Here is a 20,311-nt window from a genome sequence, read left to right as displayed (position 1 = left end):
ATGGCCGTCGCCTTCACCGTGCCCCAGGACGTGCTGCTTCGCCTCGTCTCCGGTCTCGACCGGGTCGTCGAGAAGCGCAACACGATTCCGATCCTGTCCAACGTCCTCCTCACGGTGAATGGCGACGGCTCCCTTTCGGTCGAGGGAACCGACCTCGACATCGCCGTGCGCATGGAAGCCGAGCCCGGCACCGCCACGGTCGAAACGCCGGGCTCGACCACCGTCCCCGCCGGGCTCCTGCGCGACATCCTGAAGAAGCTCGGCAAGACCGACGTGCGCTTCCGCTCCGACGAGCGCTTCGCCACCCTGTCGGCCGGGCGCGCCCGCTTCAACCTCAACGAACTGCCCGCCTCGGACTATCCCGACATCGCCGGCATCCCCGGCGAGGCGACCGAGTTCAAGCTCTGGCCGGGCGCGCTGACGCGCATCCTTGACGAGGTCGGTTTCGCCATCTCGACCGAGGAAACCCGCTACTACCTCAACGGCGTCTATTTCCACGGCGTCGGCGAGACCGAACGGGAGCTCGCCACGGTCGCGACCGACGGCCACCGCCTGTCGAAGCTCGTCCAGAACGTCGACGGCGACCTGTCGGCCATGGCCGGCATCATCGTGCCGCGCAAGACGGTCTCGCTGTTCCGGAGCATGGCCGATTGGTGCCCGGACGGCGAGCAGATCGCGGTCCGCTGCGACGCGTCGAAGATCACCTTCGCCGCCACTGGCTTCCAGCTGATCTCCAAGCTGATCGACGGCACTTATCCCGACTATGGCCGCGTCATCCCGAGCGGCAACGACAACACGTTCGACGTGAAGCCGGACGCGCTGCGCGCCGCCGTCGATCGCGTCTCCACCGTCTCGGCCGAGCGCGGCCGCGCCGTGAAGTTTGCCCTCGCCGGCTCGACGCTGACGCTCACCGTCCAGTCGCCCGACGCTGGCACCGCCAGCGACGAGATCGAGATCGACGGTGCCCCGAGCGAGCTCGAGATCGGCTTCAACGCCAAGTACGTCGGCGACATGCTCGCCACCTTCGAAAGCGCCGCCCTGCGCTTCGCCCTCGCCGACCCCGGCGCCCCCGCCCTGATCACCAACCCCGCCGACGACGCCCGCCTCGTCGTGCTGATGCCCATGAGGGTGTGATGACGCCCGCCACTAACCCCAAACCGCCCCGCATCGACAAGATCCGCACCGCCGTCGGCGATCGCCGCAAGCAGGATCGCATGCTGCGCGAGGCGGTCGAGCGGGTGGCGAGGGAGTACGAGGAAGGGCGCGGCGCCACCGCCTGCATGGCCGAGATCGCCGCGGTTCTCGCCCAGCCGGCCCCAGCGAAGCCCGAGGCCCCGCCCGTCGCGATCACGCCCGCCATTCGCGCCCAGCTGCGCACCCTCGCCGCCTCCGCGCCCATGGGCTGCACCCGCGCGCCCGGCGGCTGGATCGGCACCGGCGGGCGCATCGCCCTCGACGCCGTGGCGCCCCTCGTCGCAGGCGGCCTCGCCTTCGTCGACCGCAAACAGCGCCACCCCCGCCTGAAGATCACCAAACGCGGACGCTCGGAGATCAAATCGTGACCCAAGGCCTGAGCTTCACCTACAAGAACCACCGCGGCGAAACCGCCGAGCGCCGCGTCGCCCTGGACGGCATTCGCTTTCACCACGGCTCGACGCAATACCATCCCGAGCCCCAGGTCCTGATGACCGCCTTCGATCTTGATCGACAAGCCCTTCGCGACTTCGCCTGGCGCGATATCCAGTTCGCCGCCTCCCCGCCCGTTCCTTCTGAACGAGGGAAGGTCAAGCCGCTGGACGTGGACAACCTTGCGCAGGAGATCCGGCGAGTGGACGGCACCAATTCTCTCGGCGCAGGCGCGCTGGCGGAAGCCCTGATGCCGTTCCTTTCCCCCGCCCAAGAAGCCGGTCGGGATGACCGGTTGCGGGTGGCGGGGCCAATGCCCGACTATCTGGCCGAAGCCGTAGCCGTCGCCTTGAAGTGTCATGGCGAGTTCGGCTCCACGTCTGGCGCAAACGAAGCCAACTCTTTGAAGGCTGCGCACGATGTTTGGGGCGTCATCCGCGCCGCCCTTTCCGACAATCCCCGCCCTGTCGAGAACGGGGAGGCGGTGGCCTTCTCGGCACCAGTGTTCTCAGCGCTAGCCGCTTACTTGAAGGCATACACTGATGGTCCTCCCCAAGGTGTCGAGTTGCAACGGTGGGCTCACGGTGTCGTAGACGCGCTAAAAGGCGTCGTCGATGATCGCTTCACCATCCCCGACCCCCATCGAGCCGAGAAGGCCGAGAGGGAGCGGGAAGGCACGCTTGCAGCCGAAGCCGATCACTGGAAGGCGAAATTCGAGAAGACAGTAATTGAAAAGGACGATTATCGGTCTGGGTGGCTTAGAGCCATCGCCCGTGCCGAGAAGGCCGAGCAAGAAGCCGCCGGTCTGCAGCTGGCTCGCCCGATCGACGAATGGCACGAGGACTATGGCCCCGTGATCTGGTGGGCTTGGGAAAACGGCCAGTGGATGGGCGAGCCTGCCTGGATCGGCACCCCGAACGATAGCGACTGGCCCGACTATCACACCCATTGGACAGCGCACCCGAAAGCGCCAGAGCCGAAGGATCGCGCCGCTCTCCAAGCTCAAGCTTCGGGAGGGGGAGAATGAGCGCCGCCCTGCCTGCATCCTTTGATCCTGAGTTCATCGTCGTCTGTCAGTCGGCATGGATGAATGCTGATGGGTTCGGCATCACCTACAACTGGGACGGCGAGCGGTTCAACAATCGCAACGACGCCATCAAGCATGGCTGGAAGCTACGCGGCTCCGACGACTTCAACATTGCGATCCTCTACGGCGACGATCTCATCTGGTGGGGCTGGATGGATCAGCGCATCGAAGAAGCCGAGGAAGACGCGGCAGAGATTGCCGAAGCGCTCAATCTGACTTTCGATCCACGCTGGTATCGCCTCGAATATTCCAAGGTGACCGGCAAGCCGCTGGGAGCAACTCCATGAGCGCCGCCAACAGCGCGGGACTGGTCGAGCGGCTGCGCTCGGTGATGACGGCCCCGAACGACACCCCGACATGGGTGCGGATTGCTTGTGACGATGCCGCCTCCGACCTCGAAGCCAAAGACGCCGAGATCGCCTCCCTCCAAGCCAAGCTACGCGAGCGCGAAGAACGTCTGGAGATCACGCATCACTACGTTCTGTCGGGCAACGGCGAAGACCTCGTGCGCGCTGAGATACCGCCAGAGGAGCGTGATAACGAACCGGACGGCATCGAATGCCGGGATGCTACGATCAAGGGCCTTGAAGCCACCGTCGCCTCTCTCCAAGCCCGAATAGAGGCTTTGGTCGGGGAGCGAGATCGGGCGGCGGAGGATGAGCGGGATCGGCTGCTTGCGCTTGCTGAAGCGCAACAGGAGAGGATCGAAGCCATCACAGATCGACGCATAACTTCGGCCGAAGATCAAGAATGGTGCGATGCCGTAGAGGCTGGCTGCTTTCTGGAAGATCATGGCGCCATGCTTCCCGCCGATCGAGCCGCCTCACGATCCCAGGAGCCCCCTCATGGCCGATAACGTGCAAAGCGACGTGCCGGTGCTCTTCGTCGATGAACTCGCGCAAGAAATCCGCCGCGTGGACGGCAGCCATTCGCTCGGTGCCGGCGCGCTTGCAGAGGCATTGATGCCGTTCCTCGCCGATCGCGCCTCCAACGCGGGACGGGATGCTGTGCTGGAGGAGGCGGACGGGTGGAGGCCGATAGAGACGGCTCCGCGTGACGGCACGAACGTCATCGTCGCCGTTCCAACCAAAGACCGTGACGACTTCATCGTTGGCGAGGCCTACTGCAACGAAGAGCGTGGCGGATGGTGGTGGGCCAATCTATCGGACGGTGACTACTACGCCAGTCCGATCATTGAGATGCATTATCATCTGCCTTCGCACTGGCGTCCGCTTCCGGCCCCGCCTGCCCTTTCCTCTTCCAGCACGGGAGAACGAGAGGATGGGTGAGCTTCCGACCAAGTACGCAATGGCTATAGGCGGCAAGATCCATAAACGCTGGATGACGCCGGGTGGCCCTATCCGCATCATGTGTGAGCCCGTTGAAGGATACGTCATGGCGAGGCGCCCGCAAGCCATACCATTCACGCTCACCGTTCGTGAGCTTATGGGCGCATCTAGACACCCGCACCCACACGGCCCTTTCGAGCCGATCCTAAAAGGCAAAGCCGCTCGTGGAGGTAGCGAATGACGGTCTTCACGCCTCGAACCTTGGCCGCGCGCTGGGAATGTTCCGAGCAGCACATTCGCAACATGCTTGACCGCGGCGAGCTGCCGGCCTTCCGGCTTGGAGGAAAACTGCTGCGTATCCGCGGCGACGACGTGGAAGCATTCGAATGCAAGAATGGCGCATCAGCAGACACCGCGGGAAGTTCGTCATCGAGTGCGAACTCGACGGAAAGCGAGTTAGACGATCGCTCGGCACTGACGACAAGGCTGCGGCTGAGCGCAATGCGCCAGCGGCATATGCAGAACTAACCCGACCGAAGGGGGATCATGTGGAAGCTCTGTGGCGGGGCTTCACCGAGGACAAGGCAGGCAAAGCCGTCTTGGCCACTATGGTCCATACATGGAAGGCGCTTGGGCCGCGGTTCGGTCCGATCCGCGGCGACATGGTGACAATCGCGGATTGCAGGGCTCATACCAAAGCCAGACGCGAGGCGGGCATCAAGGATGGCACGATCCACACCGAACTCGGACATCTTCGAATGGTTTTGCTCTGGGCCGCGGATCATAAGCTGATCGCTACCGCACCGCGGATTGAACGACCATCAAAGCCAGAGCCCAAAGAGCGATGGCTGACACGCAGCGAGGTCAAGAAATTGATCGACGCCGCGGAGAAGCCACACATGAAGCTGGTGATGCATCTGCTTCTGGCGACTGCGGGACGTGTCGCCGCGGTTCTTGAACTGACGTGGGACCGGGTGGATTTCAAAACTCGACAGATCCGCCTGCGAAACCCTGATGACCCGACAAAGCGCAAGGGGCGAGCCGTTGTGCCGATCAACGCCACACTCATGGCAGTTCTTACCGAAGCCAAGGAAGGCGCGATGTCGCCCTATGTCGTGGAGTGGGGCGGACACCCGATCAAGTCGATCAAGAAGGGTATGAGGCTCGCCGCGGCGCGCGCCAAGCTGGATGGAGTGACACCCCACGTTTTTCGGCACACGGCCGCGGTCTGGATGGTTGAGAGCGGCATCCCCATGGAGGAGGTGGCGCAGTTCCTAGGGCATAGCAATCCAGGCATCACTCGCCGCGTTTATGCAAGGTTCAGCCCTGATTATCTCCAGACTGCATCGAGCGCCTTGGAGTTGGACGAACCCAGCGATGTAGACCCCACGCCGGAGATGGAAGAAACGTAGTGAACTTTTGGACTGTGTGACAGAAATCGGATTTGGAGGCCAGCGCAGGTGTGCTATATTGGGGAGTGTTCGTTGCACCATTCTAGAAAGAACAATACTTTGGCTCTGGGTCAGAATGTTGACATCGTAGGGGTCACAGGTTCAATCCCTGTCACGCCCACCATTCGATCCCCTGCCGCAGATGGGTTTGTGGCAGTCCCCACCGAAAGATGCGAAGCGCCTCGTGAGGTTCATCGAACCTTGCATGCGATCTGCACGTCTATCCTTCCGACCTACAGACTGCCGCCGGCTGCGCTTGGCGATGGCATATCGCGGGCGCCGGTCAACCGAACTTGCGGGTTTGCGCACATGTCGCTTCTGTAGGGGTCCGCTTCTGAAGTGCCAGGATGCTGCACGAGCGGCTCAGCTTGTAAGTGGGTTGTTGCGAGAGGAGGGGTGCGATCCTCCCCCGCACTTTTCCCTCAGGTCCCGGCGCTCCATTCCCGTCGAGGGCTCGACACCCCTCCGCAGGCTTCTGTCTTCAGTCCATTGCTGACCGGAAAGCCCGAATGCCGATCGGCTCTACGGCGTTTCGGAGACTGCCGCGTCGCCGAACAGGGCGGACAAGGTCTTTCGGCTCTCGGGGGAAGGCCGGAAGCTTCGCGAGGCTTCCGACGTAGGCGAAGCCGGTACGTCGAGAAGGAGGTTGAAGCGCTCCGCGGTGCCGTATTCGCGGCTGAAGCGGATGCGGGTGCCCAAGAGCGTTTCCTCGAACGGTTCGAGGGCCGCGATGCGCGTGGATAGGCTTTCCGCCCCCATCCATTGCCAGCGCTCGAAAAGGTGCGCGACGAGATCGGCCGCGTCGCGTGCGGCTTGCAGTCTCGTCCCGGCATCGAGGAGATTCAACTTGATGCGGATCTCGCTCAAGGTCTCTCCGCCTCGCAGGATCGCGAAGCTCCGGGTCCCGCCCTTGGGCCCGTAGCTGCGCCCGGCGGTGCATTCGCTCCCCTGCCCCATCGGACTCGGGGCCCAGGGGGTGGCGTCCCATCCCTTCGCCGTCAGATCGCGGCAGATCGCGTCGGGCGCCTCGCGCACGCTTCGGATGAACGCGTCGGAGACACCGGGCGCCCGCAGATCGCGCAGAAGTCCCGGCGCTTCCATGCGCTCGGGCGGCGGCGCTTGCGCCGGAGACGCGATGTCGGCGGGCAGCGGGGCGACGGGAAGGATGATCGGGGCGCGGACCGGGGCGCTGGCGCCAGCGTCGGCCGCAGGATCGGGCTTCACCCCGACGAGCCCGAGATACATCGCCGCCGCGCCGAGCAAGACCACGGCCAGAAGACGAAGCGCGAGCGTGCCGCCGCCGCCCATGATGCCGAACCGACGCGTTCGCGCCCCCCCGGGCGAGTCCGGTCTTGTCGCATCCCATCGATTGGCCTTGGAATCGCTCCCCGCTTCGGCGCCCTCGTCCTCCATCAGGGCATGCGCTCCATTCGTCGGCGCGCGGCCTCGAGGCCCCAGACGAGGAGTTCGGCGGCCTGCGTTTCTCCTGCCGCTTCCACGTAGCAGCGCAGCTCCGGCGCGTTGCCGGACGCGCGGTAATGCACGGTGGAGCCGTCGGACAGGCCGACGCGAACGCCGTCGAACGTGTTCACGCCGGCGACGGCGCTGCGCTCGGCGAAGAACGCTTCCGCCTCTTCGCCGGACAATGCCAGCATGTCGAGGAAAGCCCCGCTCCGCTCAGGGGGAATGCGCTCCAGGCGATCGGCGGCCGCCGCGCCGGCGCTGAGGTCGGCCACGAGTTGCGACAGGGAAAGCCCCCGCGCCTTCGCTTCAGCCAGAACCGCCACGATCGGCAGAAGCGCGTCGCGCGTCGGCATGGCGGCGAGAATGCGCCCTTCGTGCGCAACGTCGGAGCCCAAGAGCACGCCGCCATTGGCCTCGAAGCCGACGACGACGGCGCCCGACCGGCGGGCCTCCTCGATCCCCGCGATCACGAAGGGCGAGCCGACCCGCGTGCGCAGGACCTCGCGCAGAAACGGCGCCCGCTCCAGACTGGAGGAGGAGGTGACGGGCGTGACGACGGTGGCGGCGCCGAGCCGGCGCGCGGTCAGAAGTCCGAGAAGATCGCCGCGCACAACGCCGCCCGCCTCGTCGGCGACAAGCGGTCGGTCGGCATCGCCGTCGGTGGAAACGATGGCGTCGAAGCGAGCGTCCGTCGCCCATCGCCTCAAGAGTTCGAGGTCCTCCGGCCGGTGCGCCTCGGTGTCGACGGGGATGAAGCGATCGGCGCGACCGAGGGCTTCCGCCTCGGCACCCAGTGCCCGGAGGGCCTCCATCAGGATATCGCGCGCCACCGAGCTTTGCTGGTAGACGCCGATGCGAAGGCCCCGAAGGGCATCGGGACCGAAGAAATCCGCGTAGCGACGGATATAGGCGGCATCGAGACCCGCCAGAGGCGACACGCTCCCCTGTCCGTCCGGCAGGCTCCCCGCCGACCCGCGTTCAAAGGCGGCGCGGATGCCCGCCTCGTCGTCCTTGGTGATCTCGCCGTCCGGACGATAGAACTTCAACCCGTTGCGGTCGTCCGGGATGTGGCTTCCCGTCACCATCACGGCCGCCGCGCCCCGGCGCAGCGCTTCCAGCGCGAGGGCGGGTGTCGGCAGGGCGCCGCAGTCGAGCGCCTGCCAGCCGAGGGCCGACGCGCGACCGAGGGCATTGCCGGCGATCTCGGGGCTGGACGAACGCAGATCCCGGCCGACCAGCACCTCGCGCGAGGCCGGCGCCAGGCCCGCCTTCTCCAAATGCGCAAGAAACGCGCCCGTCCAGTCGGCGGCCGGTTCGCCGACGAGATCGACGACGAGGCCGCGCAGGCCGCTGGTTCCAAATTTCAGGCTGCTCATCGACGGCGTTCCCGGATCGGCAAGGGGCAGGCGCGCCGGGCGTCAGGACCTGGCGTAGACGTCCTCGAGGCGCACGATGTCGTCCTCGCCCGTATAGGAGCCGACCTGGACCTCGATCAGCTTCAACGGGATCTTGCCGGGATTGTGAAGGCGATGGGTGCAGCCGATCGGCAGATAGGCCGCCTCGTTCTCGTGGTAGAACTTCACCGTGCCGTCGATCGTCACCTCGGCCGTGCCGTGTACCACGACCCAATGCTCGGCCCGGTGGTGATGGCGCTGGAGGCTGAGGATGCCGCCGGGCTTGACGGTGATGTGCTTGACTTGGAAGCGGTCGCCGATGTCGATGCGCTGATACCAGCCCCAGGGGCGATGGATGCGGCGATGCTGGCCCGCCTCGGGGCGGGTTTCGCGGTGGAGCTGGGCGACCAGCGTCTTGACCTCGCCGGCGCGCGCGCGCGACGACACGAGGACGGCGTCCGGCGTCGTCACCACCACGACGTCGTCGAGGCCGATGACGGTGGTCAGCACCTCGTCGGAGCGCACGAAGGAAGCGCGCGTATCGAGGACGCTGACCGGCCCTTCCAGGACGTTGCCGCTCGCGTCCTTCGCCTTGACGTCGAACATCGCGTCCCAGGAGCCGATGTCGGACCAGCGGAAGCGGGCGGCGAGAACGCCGGCCCTGCGCGTCTTCTCCATCACCGCATAGTCGATCGAGATGCGCGGGGCCGCGCCGAAGGCGGTCGCATCGAGGCGCAGGAAGTCGAGATCGCGCATCGCGTCGTCGACGGCACCGCGCGTGGCGCCGAGCACGGCGGGGGCGAACTCGGCGAGCTCGTCCAGCATCAGGCCGGCGGGAAACAGGAAGTTGCCCGAATTCCAGCGATAGCCGTTCGCCACGTAGATTTCCGCCGTTTCGGCATCCGGCTTTTCGGCAAAACGGTTGACGTGGAAGGCGCCCGCCTCGCCCAAGGGCTCGCCCGGCGCGATGTAGCCATAGGCGGTGGAAGGGCCGGTCGGCTCGATGCCGAGCAGCATGATCCGGTTGTCTGTGGAGGCGGCGCGCGCGGCCGCGCGGCAATCGGCGACGAAGAGGTCGCGGTCGGGAATGAGATGGTCGGCCGCCAGCACGAGACAGACGGCGTCGGCGTCGCGCCGCGCCACCAGAAGCGCGCCGACGGCGACGGCCGCGGCCGAATCGCGGCGCTCGGGCTCCAGCACGATCTCGGCCTCGACGCCGAGGCCCGCGAGCTGCTCGGCCACCACGAAGCGGAAGTCGGAATGGGTCACGACGATCGGCTTGGCGAAGCCCTCGCCCGAAACGCGCAGGATCGTTTCCTCGAAGGTCGAGCGTCCCGAATCGAGAAGCGAGACGAACTGCTTGGGCATGGTGTCGCGCGACACCGGCCACAGTCTCGTGCCCGAGCCTCCCGCGATCACGACGGGATGAAGAAGCTCGGCCTTCTCGACTGATGCCATATGCTTCAAGCTCCCATTCCTCCGGAGGTCGTCAGGCGGCGAGTATCCGGTCACAACCGTTTGCATCGCCCTAACGGGCGCGAACCGAGGTGGTCACCGGAAGGGTCGACGGGGCCTCGGAAGGGGTCAGGCGTCGCCTTCGCCTTCCCTCGCCTCCACCGCGCCTTCGAGACCGGCGGCGACCGGTTCCACCACGAGAAAGCCGAGTTCCAGATCGACTTCCGGCACGGCGCTCTGCGTGAACGGGATCATCACGCTCGCACCGTCGTCCGGCGCGATCTCCAGGATGTCGCCGGCGCCGAAGTCGTGGAAGGCCACCACTTCGCCGATCACCCGTCCGTCCGTCGTGCGGGCGACGAGGCCGACGAGATCGGCGTGGTAGAACTCGTCCTCGCCCTCCTCGGGCAGGGCGGAGCGGTCGACGAAGAGTTCGGTGCCGTTCAGGAGTTCGGCGGCGTTGCGATCGCCGACCTCGCGGAAGCGCGCCACCACGACGTTCTTCTGCGCCCGTGCCGACGCCACCGTGAACGTGCGGCCCTTAGCGTCGAAGAGCGGCCCGTAGGCGCCGAGATCCTCGGGCTCCTTTGTGAGCGAGCGCACGCGCACCTCGCCCTTGATGCCGTGCGCACCGCCGATCACGGCCATCAATACGGGTTCGCGTTGTGTCTGCGTCACGGGCGGGGATCCGGTTCGGGGCTTTGTCCGGTTGCTTGCCCGGCCAGGGCACGCCGCGTCAAGTCTCCGCTGCCCGCCGGCCGGGATCGTGGCGCCGGTCGAGTCCTCCCGCTTCGTAGTAGCGTCGCTTGGCCTCGTACATGCGAAGGTCGGCGCGCTGGACGGTTTCCTCCAGCCGCTCGCCTAAGCGCTGGGTGGCCGTGCCCATGGAAAGCGACAGACGCTCGCCGGGATAGAACTGGTTGTTGATCTCGCAGAGATCCTCGATCGACTGGCGCATGCTTTCCACCTCGACCGGCCCGCCGCCGGGCAGGAGCACGGCGAACTCGTCGCCGCCGATGCGCGCGGCATGCCAGGGCTTCTGAACGGCTTCGCCCAGAACCTCCCCGGCACGCCGCAGAAGCGTGTCGCCGACGCCATGGCCCATCCGGTCGTTGAGAAGCTTCAACCCGTTGAGATCGGCCACCAGGACGCTGACCGGCTCCAGCTTGCGCCGTTCGATCCGGTTCATCTCGTCCACGTAGAAGGAACGGTTGAAGAGCTTGGTCAGGACGTCGTGCTTGCCGAGATATTCGAGATAGGCCTCGGCCTTCTTGCGGGCGGTGATGTCGGTGAGCGCGACCTGGACCTCGGCCCAGTCGTGCTCGTGGCCGGGCAGGACCGAGATCTGCTTGACGAAATGCATCTCCTCGCCGGCCAGCGAATAGTTCACCACCTCGCGCGATTGGGTCAGCCGGCCGTCCCAGAGATCGACGAGCTGCTCGACGAAGGGGCCGCGCCGCCGGTCCCGGAAGATGTCGTCGCGCCGCTCCATCAGGGCGGCGAGATCGGGGGCGCCGAAGGTCAGGAGCGTCTGTCGGTTGACCTTGAGCGTCCGGACCTCGCTCATGCAGCGCGACACGAAGTCGGGATGCACGTCGAGAAAGGTGCGGAAATCGCCGATGCCCGTGGCGCGGACGTCGTCCAGGAGATCGCGGATCGCGGAAAAGTCCTCCACCCAGAGCGACACCGGCGAGTGCTCGAACAGGCCGTTGGCATAGGCCTCGCTCGCCGCGAGCGCGCGCCGCGCGCCCTCGCGCGCCGTGACGTCCTCCGTCATCACCAGAATGCGCGACCAGTCGGTCTCGTGGCCCGGCAGGACGCGCCCCTTCAGCTGGATGTCGAGCGGGCGGCCGTCCAGCGTGTAGTTCACCGCCTGGCTGGTGAAGGATGGCCGGCCGGACCAAAGCTGAACGAGCTCGTGGCGATGGTTCTCCAGCATGGCACCCTGGAAGACGCGGTCGAGGTTCGCCATCAGATGCCCTGCGTCGCGCGCGCCGAGCAGTTGGAGGACGGCGTCGTTCACCTTGACGATGCGGATGGCCCGCGCGCAGGCGAGAACGCGCTCGGGATCGGCCAGAAGAAAGGCGTCCAGATCCTCCACACCGCCGCCACGCCATTCGTCCAGCCGGGCGCGGATGGCGCTCCAGTCCTCCAGCCACAAGGGAACGGGGGCGAGTTCGAAGAGATCGGGGCCCTGAACATCGAGCGAAGGCTCGGACAACAAGCGCGACATGACGGCACCTCGGGAGCGCCGTTTTTTCAAGCTACGAAACGGCAAACGAAAACGGCGCGCCGATCGAAGCCGGCGCGCCGCACAATCTAGCGTCGAAACGTAAAGAAGCTTACTCGGCCGAAGCGGTCTCGGCCGCAGCCTTCTCGGCGGCCTCGCGGGCGTCTTCCTCGCGCTGCTTGCGCTCGGCCTCGCGCTCCTGCGCCTTCTTGCCGGGCAGGCCCTTGGTCGGGTTGGCCTTCGTCTCGCGGTTGGCGATGCCGGCCTGGTCGAGGAAGCGCAGGACGCGGTCGGTCGGCTGGGCGCCGTGACCGAGCCAATGCTTCACGCGGTCTTCCTTGAGGGTGACGCGCTGGGCGTCCTTGGGCAGCATCGGGTTCCAGGAGCCGACCGTCTCGACAAAGCGGCCGTCGCGCGGCGCACGGGCGTCGGCCACCACGATATGGTAGTAGGGGCGCTTCTTGGAGCCGGCACGGGCAAGGCGCATCTTCAGGGGCATCGGAGAACTTCCTTCTGGGTCTCGGGAACGGGGCGCCTTGCGATTTTGGGCGCCGCGATCCGGTTGGTCTGGTTCGGGTTTGAGTTCGGAGCGGGAGATCCCGCCCTTATTTCTTCCGGCCGGGCAGGCCGGGAAGTCCGGGGAAGCCGCCGCCGGGAAGGCCCGGCAGGCCGCCGCCTCCCAAGCCGGGAGGCAGGCCGCCGCCCAGGCTTCCGAGCCCGCCCTTCTGCATGGCTTTCGCCATTTCCTCGAGCTGCTTGGGGTCCATCTTGGACAGGTCCGGCATGCCGCCGCCCATGCCGGGCGGCAGACCCATCTTGGAGCCGAGGCCGCCCATCAGCTTGCCCATGATGCCGGTGCCCTTGCCCCCCTTGCCGCCCATGGACTTCATCATGTCGGCCATCTGGCGGTGCATCTTGAGGAGCTTGTTGAGATCGGCAGCGCTGGTGCCGGAGCCGGCGGCGATGCGCTTCTTGCGCGAGTGCTTGAGCGCGTCCGGATTGGCGCGCTCCCACTTGGTCATCGATGAGATGATCGCGAGCTGGCGCTTCAGGAGCTTGTCGTCGAGACCGGCGGCGGCGATCTGGTCCTTCATCTTGCCCATGCCGGGCATCATACCCATGACGCCGCCCATGCCGCCGAGCTTCTGCATCTGGCCGATCTGGGCGGCGAGATCGTCGAGGTCGAACTTGCCCGACTGCATCTTCCTGGCCATCGCCGCGGCCTGTTCCGCGTCGATGTTTTCGGCGGCCTTCTCGACGAGCGAAACGATGTCGCCCATGCCGAGGATGCGGTCGGCGATGCGGCCGGGGTGGAACTCCTCCAGCGCGTCCATCTTCTCGCCGGTGCCGATGAGCTTGATCGGCTTGCCGGTGACGGCGCGCATGGAAAGCGCCGCGCCCCCGCGCCCGTCGCCGTCGACGCGGGTGAGGACGATGCCGGAAATGCCGACGCGCTCGTCGAAGGAGCGGGCGAGGTTCACCGCGTCCTGGCCGGTGAGGCTGTCGGCGACGAGAAGGATCTCGTGAGGGGCGGAGCGGGCCTTGATCTCCGCCATCTCGACCATCAGCGGCTCGTCGATATGCGTGCGGCCGGCGGTGTCGAGGATCAGGACGTCGTAGCCGCCGAGGCGGGCGGCCTGGGCGGCGCGGGAGGCGATCTCGACCGGGCCCTGCCCCTGTATCACCGGCAGGGTCTGGACGCCGGTCTGCTCGCCGAGCACGCGAAGCTGCTCCTGGGCGGCCGGACGGCGCGTGTCGAGCGAGGCCATCAGGACGCGCTTCTTCTGGCGCTCCGTCAGGCGCTTGGCGATCTTGCCCGTGGTGGTGGTCTTGCCCGAGCCCTGGAGGCCGACCATCATGATGGTGACGGGGGCGGGCGCGTTGAGGTCGATCGCGACCTGATCGGACCCGAGCGTCGCGACCAGTTCGTCGTGGACGATCTTGACGACCATCTGACCGGGCTTGATCGACTTGACGATCTGAGCCCCGACGGCCTTCTCGCGCACCCGGTCGGTGAAGGAGCGCACGACTTCCAGCGACACGTCGGCTTCCAGAAGCGCGCGGCGCACCTCGCGCAGCGCCGCCGCGACATCGTTGTCGGACAGGGCGCCGCGGCCGGTGAGGCCGTTCAGGATGGACCCGAGCCGGTCCTGGAGCGATTCGAACATGCGAAGCCTTCGCCTTTTCTCGAGAAGGAACTTCCCGGAGAATGGGAACTCGCGGCACCCGACGCCAGCCGATGACGCGCCAAACGGAAACGCATCCGCGGGCGAAACTCGCTGGCGGATGGGGACCTCCATGCGGCTTTCGCGGGGGAAAGGGGCATGGTCGGCGGGTCGCGGACGAAAGACGAACGCTTGGAGTTGGAAGGCTTGAACCAGCCTCACTTGAGCTTGTCAAGCTTTCGCCCCTGGAGAAACGAGCACGCCACCTTTCGTTAAGCGTCTTTCCCAACACTCTTTTCAGCATCCGGGCGTATGGCTGGATGGATCAGCCTCCGATCGCGTTCAAACGGGGGTGCCACGCTATCGACCGGTGCGATGAAGATCCTGCGCTTTCCCGATCCATCCCGTCCGGGGGGAGGCTCCGCCACCCCTTCCGGAGGGATTCGACCGGACGCGGGACGTGCCGGGCTGATGGGCGGGCGCGCTCGTGCGTCCTCGTCGGAAGCGCGCACGCTTCTTTCCCTGTCCGCGCTGCAGCGCCCGCTTCTGGCGTCCATGATGGCGCGGCGATCGACCGCACGGGCCGTGCTGCGCGCCTTTGCGAGCCAAGCGCCGGTAGACGCGCCGCCGGCTCCCCGTCCCGCCAACGACACGATCTGACCCGCCTCGGCCGGCGGTCGAAATCGAACCCACAGCCATCACGATCTCGACAAATCGATCCAGCCGAAGTATGAGAACGATCGTTCGCTCTCATACTTGGATCCTTGCGTGTCCGTTGCCGAAGCCCCATCGCCTGTCGAACCCTCGCTCGGAGACCAGCGGCGGGCGCAGATCCTTTCGGCCGCCCGCGTCTGCTTCGCGCGCTGGGGATTCCACGGCGCTTCGATGAATCAGATCTGCGCCGAGGCGCAGATGAGCCCCGGCGCCCTGTATCGCTATTTTCCCTCCAAGGACGCGATCATAGGGGCGATCGCCGAGGAGCAGCAGGTGGGCGCCGGCGAATGCACGGCCGCCCTCCAGCGCCCCGGCCCGCTTCTCGACCGGATGGTGGCGACGGCCATGGACTATCTCGCCGCCTCGCGCGATCCCGAAAGCGGCGGGCTGATGGTCGAGATCCATTCCGAATCGCTGCGCAACACCGCTGTCGGCGCAAGATTCTGCGAGATCGAGAACACGGTGCGCGAGAACTTCCGCGCCGTTCTGGAGGATGCGAAGACGCGAGGCGAGATCGCCGCCGATCTCGACATTCCCATCGTCCTCACGATGATGTTCGCGATCGGCGACGGGCTCCTGATGCGCCTCCAGTTCGAGCGCGACGTCGAGCTCGCCCGCATCGAGCCGCACCTGCGCCGCGTCGTGGCCGGGCTCCTGGGACAGGTGTCCCGATGAGCGCGCCGATCCTCCCTGCCGCCCCGAAGTTCCGCCGGAGCTCCACCATGCCGATCCGTACCACCCTTGCCGCCCTGATGATCGGCGCCTGCCTCCTGTCGCCGGCCCGGGCGGAGGAGGCTCCGGCCGCGCCGTCCGTCGCCCCGCCCTCCATCAGCGTCGTGAAGGCGGAGCGCCGGCCGATCGTCGCCACCGTTTCGATCACCGGCACGCTCACCCCGCGCGAGACGGTGATGGTGGGCGCCGACGTCGATGGGCTTCGCATCGAGTCGCTCCTCGTGGACGAGGGCGACGCGGTGAAGGCGGGCGACGTCCTGGCGCGCCTCGCCACCGATCTCGTGGATGTGGACCTCGCCCGCGCCGAAGCGCAGATCAACCGGGCGGAGGCCGCCATCACGCAGGCCGGCGCCCTCGTGGAGGAGGCCGAGTCGGCCAACACGGAAGCGGCGAGCAGCCTCCAGCGCACCCGCGCGCTGGCGGGGAAGGGCATCGTCGGCCAGGACATCCTCGACCAGCGCGTGTCGGCGGCTTCCGCGGCCGCCGCGCGCCTCGCCTCCGCGCGCCAGGGCATCGCGCTCGCCGAAGCCGACCGGGCCGCCACCACGGCCGAGAAGCGCACGCTGGAGCTACGCCGCGCCAAGGCCGAAATCCGCGCGCCGACCGACGGCGTGATCCTGTCGCGCCCGGCGCGCCTCGGCGCCGTGGCGTCCGTGGCCGGGGGTGCCCTGTTCGAGATCGCCCGCGACGACCTGATCGAGCTCGATGCCGAAGTCTCCGAAACCCAGCTCGGCCGTATCGCGAAGGGGCAGCGGGCGGACGTCCTCCTGCCGGGCGGCACGGGAAGCGTCGAGGGCGAGGTGCGCCTCGTCTCGCCCAAGGTCGACCAGGCGACGCGGCTCGGGCGCGTGCGCATCGCGCTGCCCCCCTCCCCGCTCCTGCGCACAGGCTCGTTCGCGCGCGGCACGGTGGAGACCGCCCATTCCGAAGGCGTCGTGATCGCGCGCACCGCCGTCCTGACGGAGGAGGGCGTCGCAAGCGTCCAGGTGGTCAAGGACGGCAAGATCGAGACGCGGCAGGTGAAAACCGGACTGGTGGCCGGCGACGACGTCGAGATCACCGACAATCTCCAGCCCGGTGAGGACGTCGTGTCGTTGGCCGGCACGTTCGTGCGCGACGGCGACGTGGTGACTCCCGTAGCAGCGCCGGCCGGCGGCACGCAGACGGCGGAGGCGGCCCGATGAACTGGAACATCTCGGCTTGGGCGATCCGCAACCCGGTTCCCCCGCTTCTCCTGTTCTTCGTCCTCGTGGCGCTGGGCATCGTCTCCTTCATGACGCTGCCCATCACCCGCTTTCCCAATATCGACGTGCCGGTGGTCTCCGTCACGGTGATCGAGCAGGGCACCGCCCCGTCCGAGATCGAGACGCAGGTGACCAAGCGCGTCGAGGACGCGGTGGCCGGAGTGTCTGGCATCAAGCACATCACGTCCACCATCACCGACGGCCAGTCGGTGACGGCGGCCGAGTTCCGGTTGGAGATCAACACCGACCGGGCGGTGAACGACGTCAAGGACGCGATCGCCAAGATCCGCGCCGACCTGCCGCGCACGATCGAGGAGCCGATCATCCAGCGCGTCGAGGTCGAGAATCAATCGATCGTCACCTACGCCGCCTCCTCGCCCGGCATGACGCCGGAGCAATTGTCCTGGTTCGTCGACGACACCGCGATCCGCGCGTTGCAGGGTCTCAAGGGCGTCGGGCGCGTCGACCGGATGGGCGGCGTCGAGCGCGAGATCCAGGTGCGCCTCGACCCGGACCGCCTCGCCTCGCTCGGCATCACGGCGGCCAGCGTCAACGCGCAGCTGCGCTCCACGAACGTCGATCTTTCCGGCGGGCGCGGCGAGTTCGGCGGCCAGGAACAGGCGATCCGCACCCTGTCCTCGGCCCCCACGGTCTCGGGGCTCGCCTCCACCCGCATCGCCCTGCCGGGCGGGCGCGTGGTGCGGCTGGAAGAGCTTGGCGCCGTTCTCGACCGCTGGGAGGAACCGCGCTCCTTCGCAAGGTTGAACGGCGAGCCGGTGGTCGCCTTCTCGATCTTCCGCGCCAAAGGGGCGAGCGACACGACGGTGGCCGATGCCGTGGCCGAGCGTGTCGCTCAACTCGGTCAGGAACGCCCGGAGATCCGCTTCACACGCATCGACGACAGCGTCACCTACACCTACGGCAATTTCGAATCGGCCATGGAAACGCTCGGCGAGGGCGCCGCGCTCGCCGTGATCGTCGTGCTTCTGTTCCTGCGCGACTGGCGCGCCACGATCGTCGCCGCGATCACCCTGCCGCTCGCCGCGATCCCGACCTTCTGGGCGATGAGCCTGATGGGCTTCTCCTTGAACCTCGTCAGTCTTCTCGCCATCACGCTCGTCACCGGCATCCTGGTGGACGACGCGATCGTCGAGATCGAGAACATCGAGCGGCACATGGGCATGGGGAAGAAGCCCTACCGCGCCGCGATGGAAGCGGCCGACGAGATCGGCCTTGCCGTGATCGCCATCACCATGACGATCATCGCCGTGTTCGCGCCGGTGTCCTTCATGGGCGGCGTCGCCGGCCAGTATTTCAAGCAGTTCGGCCTGACGGTCGCGATGGCGGTGTTCTTCTCGCTGCTCGTCGCGCGCCTCATCACGCCGATGCTGGCGGCCTATTTCTTCCGCGCGCCCCGCCACGAGGGCCCGGGCTTCGCCCCGCTCCTGAAGCGCTACCTCGTTCGCGCGCTGCCGCTGGCGGGCCTCGCCATCGGCGCCGTGTTCGCGCTTGCCGCCATTCCGGAGGCGGCGGCCGCCGGCAACGGGCTGGCCCAAGCTCTTCTGCCCTACGCCGGCGCCCTGCCACCGGTCACCTGGGACCGGGCGGGAGCGCTGTCGATCGAGATCCTCGCCGCCGCGCTGATCCTGTCCGCGCTTCTCGCCTATCTCAACCGGCCGCACCCCGCCGAGCAGCACGACGGGCCGCTGATGCGGGCCTATACCGGGTTCCTCGGCGCCACCGTGCGCTGGCGCTGGCTGACGCTGGTCGCCGGCATCGGGCTCTTCGCCCTGTCGATCCATTCGATCCAGTACCTGCCGACCGGCTTCATCCCGAAGGAGGACGCCTCGCGCATCGTGGTGTCGCTGGAGCTTCCCCCCGGCGCCACCTTGGAGCGGACCCGTGAGATCACCGACCGCGCGGCGGCGAGCGTCCGCGAACTGCCCGAGGTGCGCTCGGTTCTCGTGATCGGCGGCTCCTCGCCGACCGGCACGCTGGAAGTGCGCCGCGCGGCGATGACGGTGGCGCTCGTGCGCAAGTTCGAGCGCACACGCTCCCAGGCTCAGCTCGAGCCGGTGATCACCGCCAAGCTGCAGGCGATCCCGGACCTTCGCTCCTATTTCGTCAACGACCGGGGCGAGCGCGAGTTGTCGGTCGGCATCCTCGGCCAGGACGGGCGGGCCGTTTCGGAAGCGGCGTCGAAGCTCGAGGCCGAGATGCGGCGCGACCCGATCTTCGCCAACCCCTCGGCCATGGCCTCGTTCGACCGGCCCGAGATCCGCATCCGCCCCCGCCTCGACGAAGCCTCGGACCTCGGCATCGCGCCGGACGCCATCTCGCAGACGGTGCGCGTCGCGACCATCGGCGATCTCGATCCGAACCTCGCGAAGTTCAACGTCGGCACGCGCCAGATCCCGATCCGCGTCCAGATCACGGAGGACGCGCGTCGCGACCTCCAGGCCGTCAGCTCGCTTCGCGTCAACACCGGCTCGGGCGCCTCCGTGCCGCTGGACGCCGTCGCCGACATCGGCTTCGGACAGGGGCCGTCCACCATCGAGCGCTACGACCGCGAGCGCCTCGTCAAGGTCGGCTCTTCCATGGCGCCAGGCTATGAGATCGGCGAAGGGACCGAGCACATCATGGCTTCCCAAGCGGTCAAGGACATGCCGGCGGGCGTCCGCCTCCAGCAGGTCGGCGACGCCGAGATCCAGGGCGAGGTCTTCGCCGGCTTCGCCTCCGCCATGGGCGCCGGGATCATGATGGTGCTGGTGGTGCTGATTCTCCTCTTCGGTTCGGTGTTCCTGCCGATCACCATCCTCGCTTCGCTGCCGCTCTCGGTCGGCGGCGTCGTCGGCGGCCTGCTTTTGACGCAGAACGCCATCTCCATGCCGGTCGTCATCGGCATCCTGATGCTGATGGGCATCGTCACCAAGAACTCGATCATGCTGGTGGACTTCGCGGTGGAGCAGGAAAAGCACGGCATGCCGCAGCGCGAGGCCATCATCGATGCCGGCCGCAAGCGCGCGCGCCCGATCATCATGACGACGCTCGCCATGGCGGCGGGCATGGTGCCGGCGGCGATGGCGACGGGCGAAGGCGGCGAGTTCCGCGCGCCGATGGCGATCGCGGTGATCGGCGGGCTTCTGGTCTCGACCCTCCTGTCCCTGATCTTCATCCCCTCGCTCTACACGCTGATGGACGACCTCAGCCACGTGACGGGGCGCATCTTCCGCCGCCTGGTGAAGCCGAACGGCTCGGGCGACGGCGACGAGGCGGCGCCTCATGCGCCGGAGCCGGGGCACAAGACGCCCGATCTCTTCGACGACACGCCGTCCTGGAAGCGGGTCACCGAGTTCCCGCACCGGGGCGGGGACGAGCGCCTGCCCCCGCCGCAGATGCAGCCGGCGGCGGAATAGGCCTCAAGGCGTTCTGGAAATCGAAGGGCGGCGCGTTTATCGAG

Annotated in this window: 19 protein-coding genes; 12 read left to right on the top strand and 7 right to left on the bottom strand. The window is 67.3% G+C overall.

Annotated elements, in window-relative coordinates; genetic code table 11:
- From dnaN to H7A85_RS18455, 8 genes are all read left to right on the top strand, one after another.
- On the top strand, positions 1–1,134 hold the full coding sequence (gene dnaN, locus H7A85_RS18490) for a DNA polymerase III subunit beta (protein ID WP_182421998.1): 1,134 nt from the start codon (positions 1–3) through the stop codon (positions 1,132–1,134).
- Positions 1,134–1,562 carry a hypothetical protein gene (locus H7A85_RS18485; protein ID WP_182421997.1) on the top strand — a complete coding sequence of 143 codons (429 nt, stop codon included), beginning with the start codon at positions 1,134–1,136 and terminating at the stop codon, positions 1,560–1,562. The genes dnaN and H7A85_RS18485 overlap by 1 nt, the downstream gene beginning before the upstream one ends.
- Entirely contained in the window at positions 1,559–2,653 is a 1,095-nt protein-coding gene (locus tag H7A85_RS18480) for a hypothetical protein (protein ID WP_182422048.1), read from the top strand. Before H7A85_RS18485 ends, H7A85_RS18480 begins: the two co-directional genes overlap by 4 nt.
- Complete coding sequence (locus H7A85_RS18475) at positions 2,650–3,000, top strand: hypothetical protein (protein ID WP_182421996.1); 351 nt, start codon at positions 2,650–2,652, stop codon at positions 2,998–3,000. Before H7A85_RS18480 ends, H7A85_RS18475 begins: the two co-directional genes overlap by 4 nt.
- Positions 2,997–3,569, top strand: coding sequence for a hypothetical protein (locus H7A85_RS18470; RefSeq protein WP_182421995.1), 573 nt, complete (start codon positions 2,997–2,999; stop codon positions 3,567–3,569). The genes H7A85_RS18475 and H7A85_RS18470 overlap by 4 nt, the downstream gene beginning before the upstream one ends.
- Positions 3,559–4,002: a DUF551 domain-containing protein gene (locus H7A85_RS18465; protein WP_182421994.1), complete on the top strand. Its 444-nt coding sequence runs from the start codon at positions 3,559–3,561 to the stop codon at positions 4,000–4,002. The genes H7A85_RS18470 and H7A85_RS18465 overlap by 11 nt, the downstream gene beginning before the upstream one ends.
- Before the next feature lie 237 nt (positions 4,003–4,239).
- Entirely contained in the window at positions 4,240–4,530 is a 291-nt protein-coding gene (locus H7A85_RS18460; protein ID WP_182421993.1) for a helix-turn-helix domain-containing protein, read from the top strand.
- A 20-nt stretch (positions 4,531–4,550) separates the two neighbouring features.
- Entirely contained in the window at positions 4,551–5,414 is an 864-nt protein-coding gene (locus H7A85_RS18455) for a site-specific integrase (RefSeq protein ID WP_182421992.1), read from the top strand.
- A gap of 561 nt (positions 5,415–5,975) precedes the next feature.
- On the opposite strand, the gene H7A85_RS18450 is transcribed toward H7A85_RS18455, so the two are convergent.
- The 7 genes from H7A85_RS18450 to ffh form a co-directional block, all read right to left on the bottom strand.
- Positions 5,976–6,866, bottom strand: a complete 891-nt coding sequence (locus tag H7A85_RS18450) for a DUF6030 family protein (protein ID WP_182421991.1) — start codon at positions 6,864–6,866, stop codon at positions 5,976–5,978.
- Positions 6,866–8,293 carry a phosphomannomutase gene (locus H7A85_RS18445; RefSeq protein WP_182421990.1) on the bottom strand — a complete coding sequence of 476 codons (1,428 nt, stop codon included), beginning with the start codon at positions 8,291–8,293 and terminating at the stop codon, positions 6,866–6,868. Before H7A85_RS18445 ends, H7A85_RS18450 begins: the two co-directional genes overlap by 1 nt.
- A 42-nt stretch (positions 8,294–8,335) precedes the next feature.
- Positions 8,336–9,769 carry a mannose-1-phosphate guanylyltransferase/mannose-6-phosphate isomerase gene (locus H7A85_RS18440; RefSeq protein WP_182421989.1) on the bottom strand — a complete coding sequence of 478 codons (1,434 nt, stop codon included), beginning with the start codon at positions 9,767–9,769 and terminating at the stop codon, positions 8,336–8,338.
- 126 nt (positions 9,770–9,895) lie between these two features.
- Positions 9,896–10,444 carry a ribosome maturation factor RimM gene (gene rimM, locus H7A85_RS18435; protein ID WP_182421988.1) on the bottom strand — a complete coding sequence of 183 codons (549 nt, stop codon included), beginning with the start codon at positions 10,442–10,444 and terminating at the stop codon, positions 9,896–9,898.
- A 58-nt stretch (positions 10,445–10,502) separates the two neighbouring features.
- Positions 10,503–11,999 (bottom strand): GGDEF domain-containing protein, encoded by a 1,497-nt coding sequence (locus H7A85_RS18430; RefSeq protein WP_182421987.1) that lies wholly within the window; start codon positions 11,997–11,999, stop codon positions 10,503–10,505.
- Positions 12,000–12,108: 109 nt separating this feature from the next.
- Positions 12,109–12,495, bottom strand: coding sequence for a 30S ribosomal protein S16 (gene rpsP / locus H7A85_RS18425; protein ID WP_182421986.1), 387 nt, complete (start codon positions 12,493–12,495; stop codon positions 12,109–12,111).
- A 106-nt stretch (positions 12,496–12,601) separates the two neighbouring features.
- Complete coding sequence (gene ffh / locus H7A85_RS18420) at positions 12,602–14,164, bottom strand: signal recognition particle protein (RefSeq protein ID WP_182421985.1); 1,563 nt, start codon at positions 14,162–14,164, stop codon at positions 12,602–12,604.
- 468 nt (positions 14,165–14,632) lie between these two features.
- Here ffh and H7A85_RS18415 point away from each other — a divergent pair, with 468 nt between their 5' ends.
- The 4 genes from H7A85_RS18415 (at position 14,633) to H7A85_RS18400 (ending at position 20,267) form a co-directional block, all read left to right on the top strand.
- Positions 14,633–14,821 (top strand): hypothetical protein, encoded by a 189-nt coding sequence (locus H7A85_RS18415; protein WP_182421984.1) that lies wholly within the window; start codon positions 14,633–14,635, stop codon positions 14,819–14,821.
- 108 nt (positions 14,822–14,929) lie between these two features.
- Positions 14,930–15,550: a TetR/AcrR family transcriptional regulator gene (locus H7A85_RS18410; RefSeq protein ID WP_182421983.1), complete on the top strand. Its 621-nt coding sequence runs from the start codon at positions 14,930–14,932 to the stop codon at positions 15,548–15,550.
- Entirely contained in the window at positions 15,547–16,791 is a 1,245-nt protein-coding gene (locus H7A85_RS18405) for an efflux RND transporter periplasmic adaptor subunit (protein WP_244631276.1), read from the top strand. Before H7A85_RS18410 ends, H7A85_RS18405 begins: the two co-directional genes overlap by 4 nt.
- Positions 16,788–20,267, top strand: coding sequence for an efflux RND transporter permease subunit (locus H7A85_RS18400; protein ID WP_182421982.1), 3,480 nt, complete (start codon positions 16,788–16,790; stop codon positions 20,265–20,267). Before H7A85_RS18405 ends, H7A85_RS18400 begins: the two co-directional genes overlap by 4 nt.
- The last annotated feature ends 44 nt before the right edge of the window (positions 20,268–20,311 follow it).

The sequence above is a fragment of the Aureimonas sp. ME7 genome (genome assembly GCF_903970965.1).
GTDB lineage: Bacteria > Pseudomonadota > Alphaproteobacteria > Rhizobiales > Rhizobiaceae > Aureimonas.
Note: the sequence above shows the minus strand (reverse complement) of the source record. Positions and strands in the feature narration are given on the sequence as shown.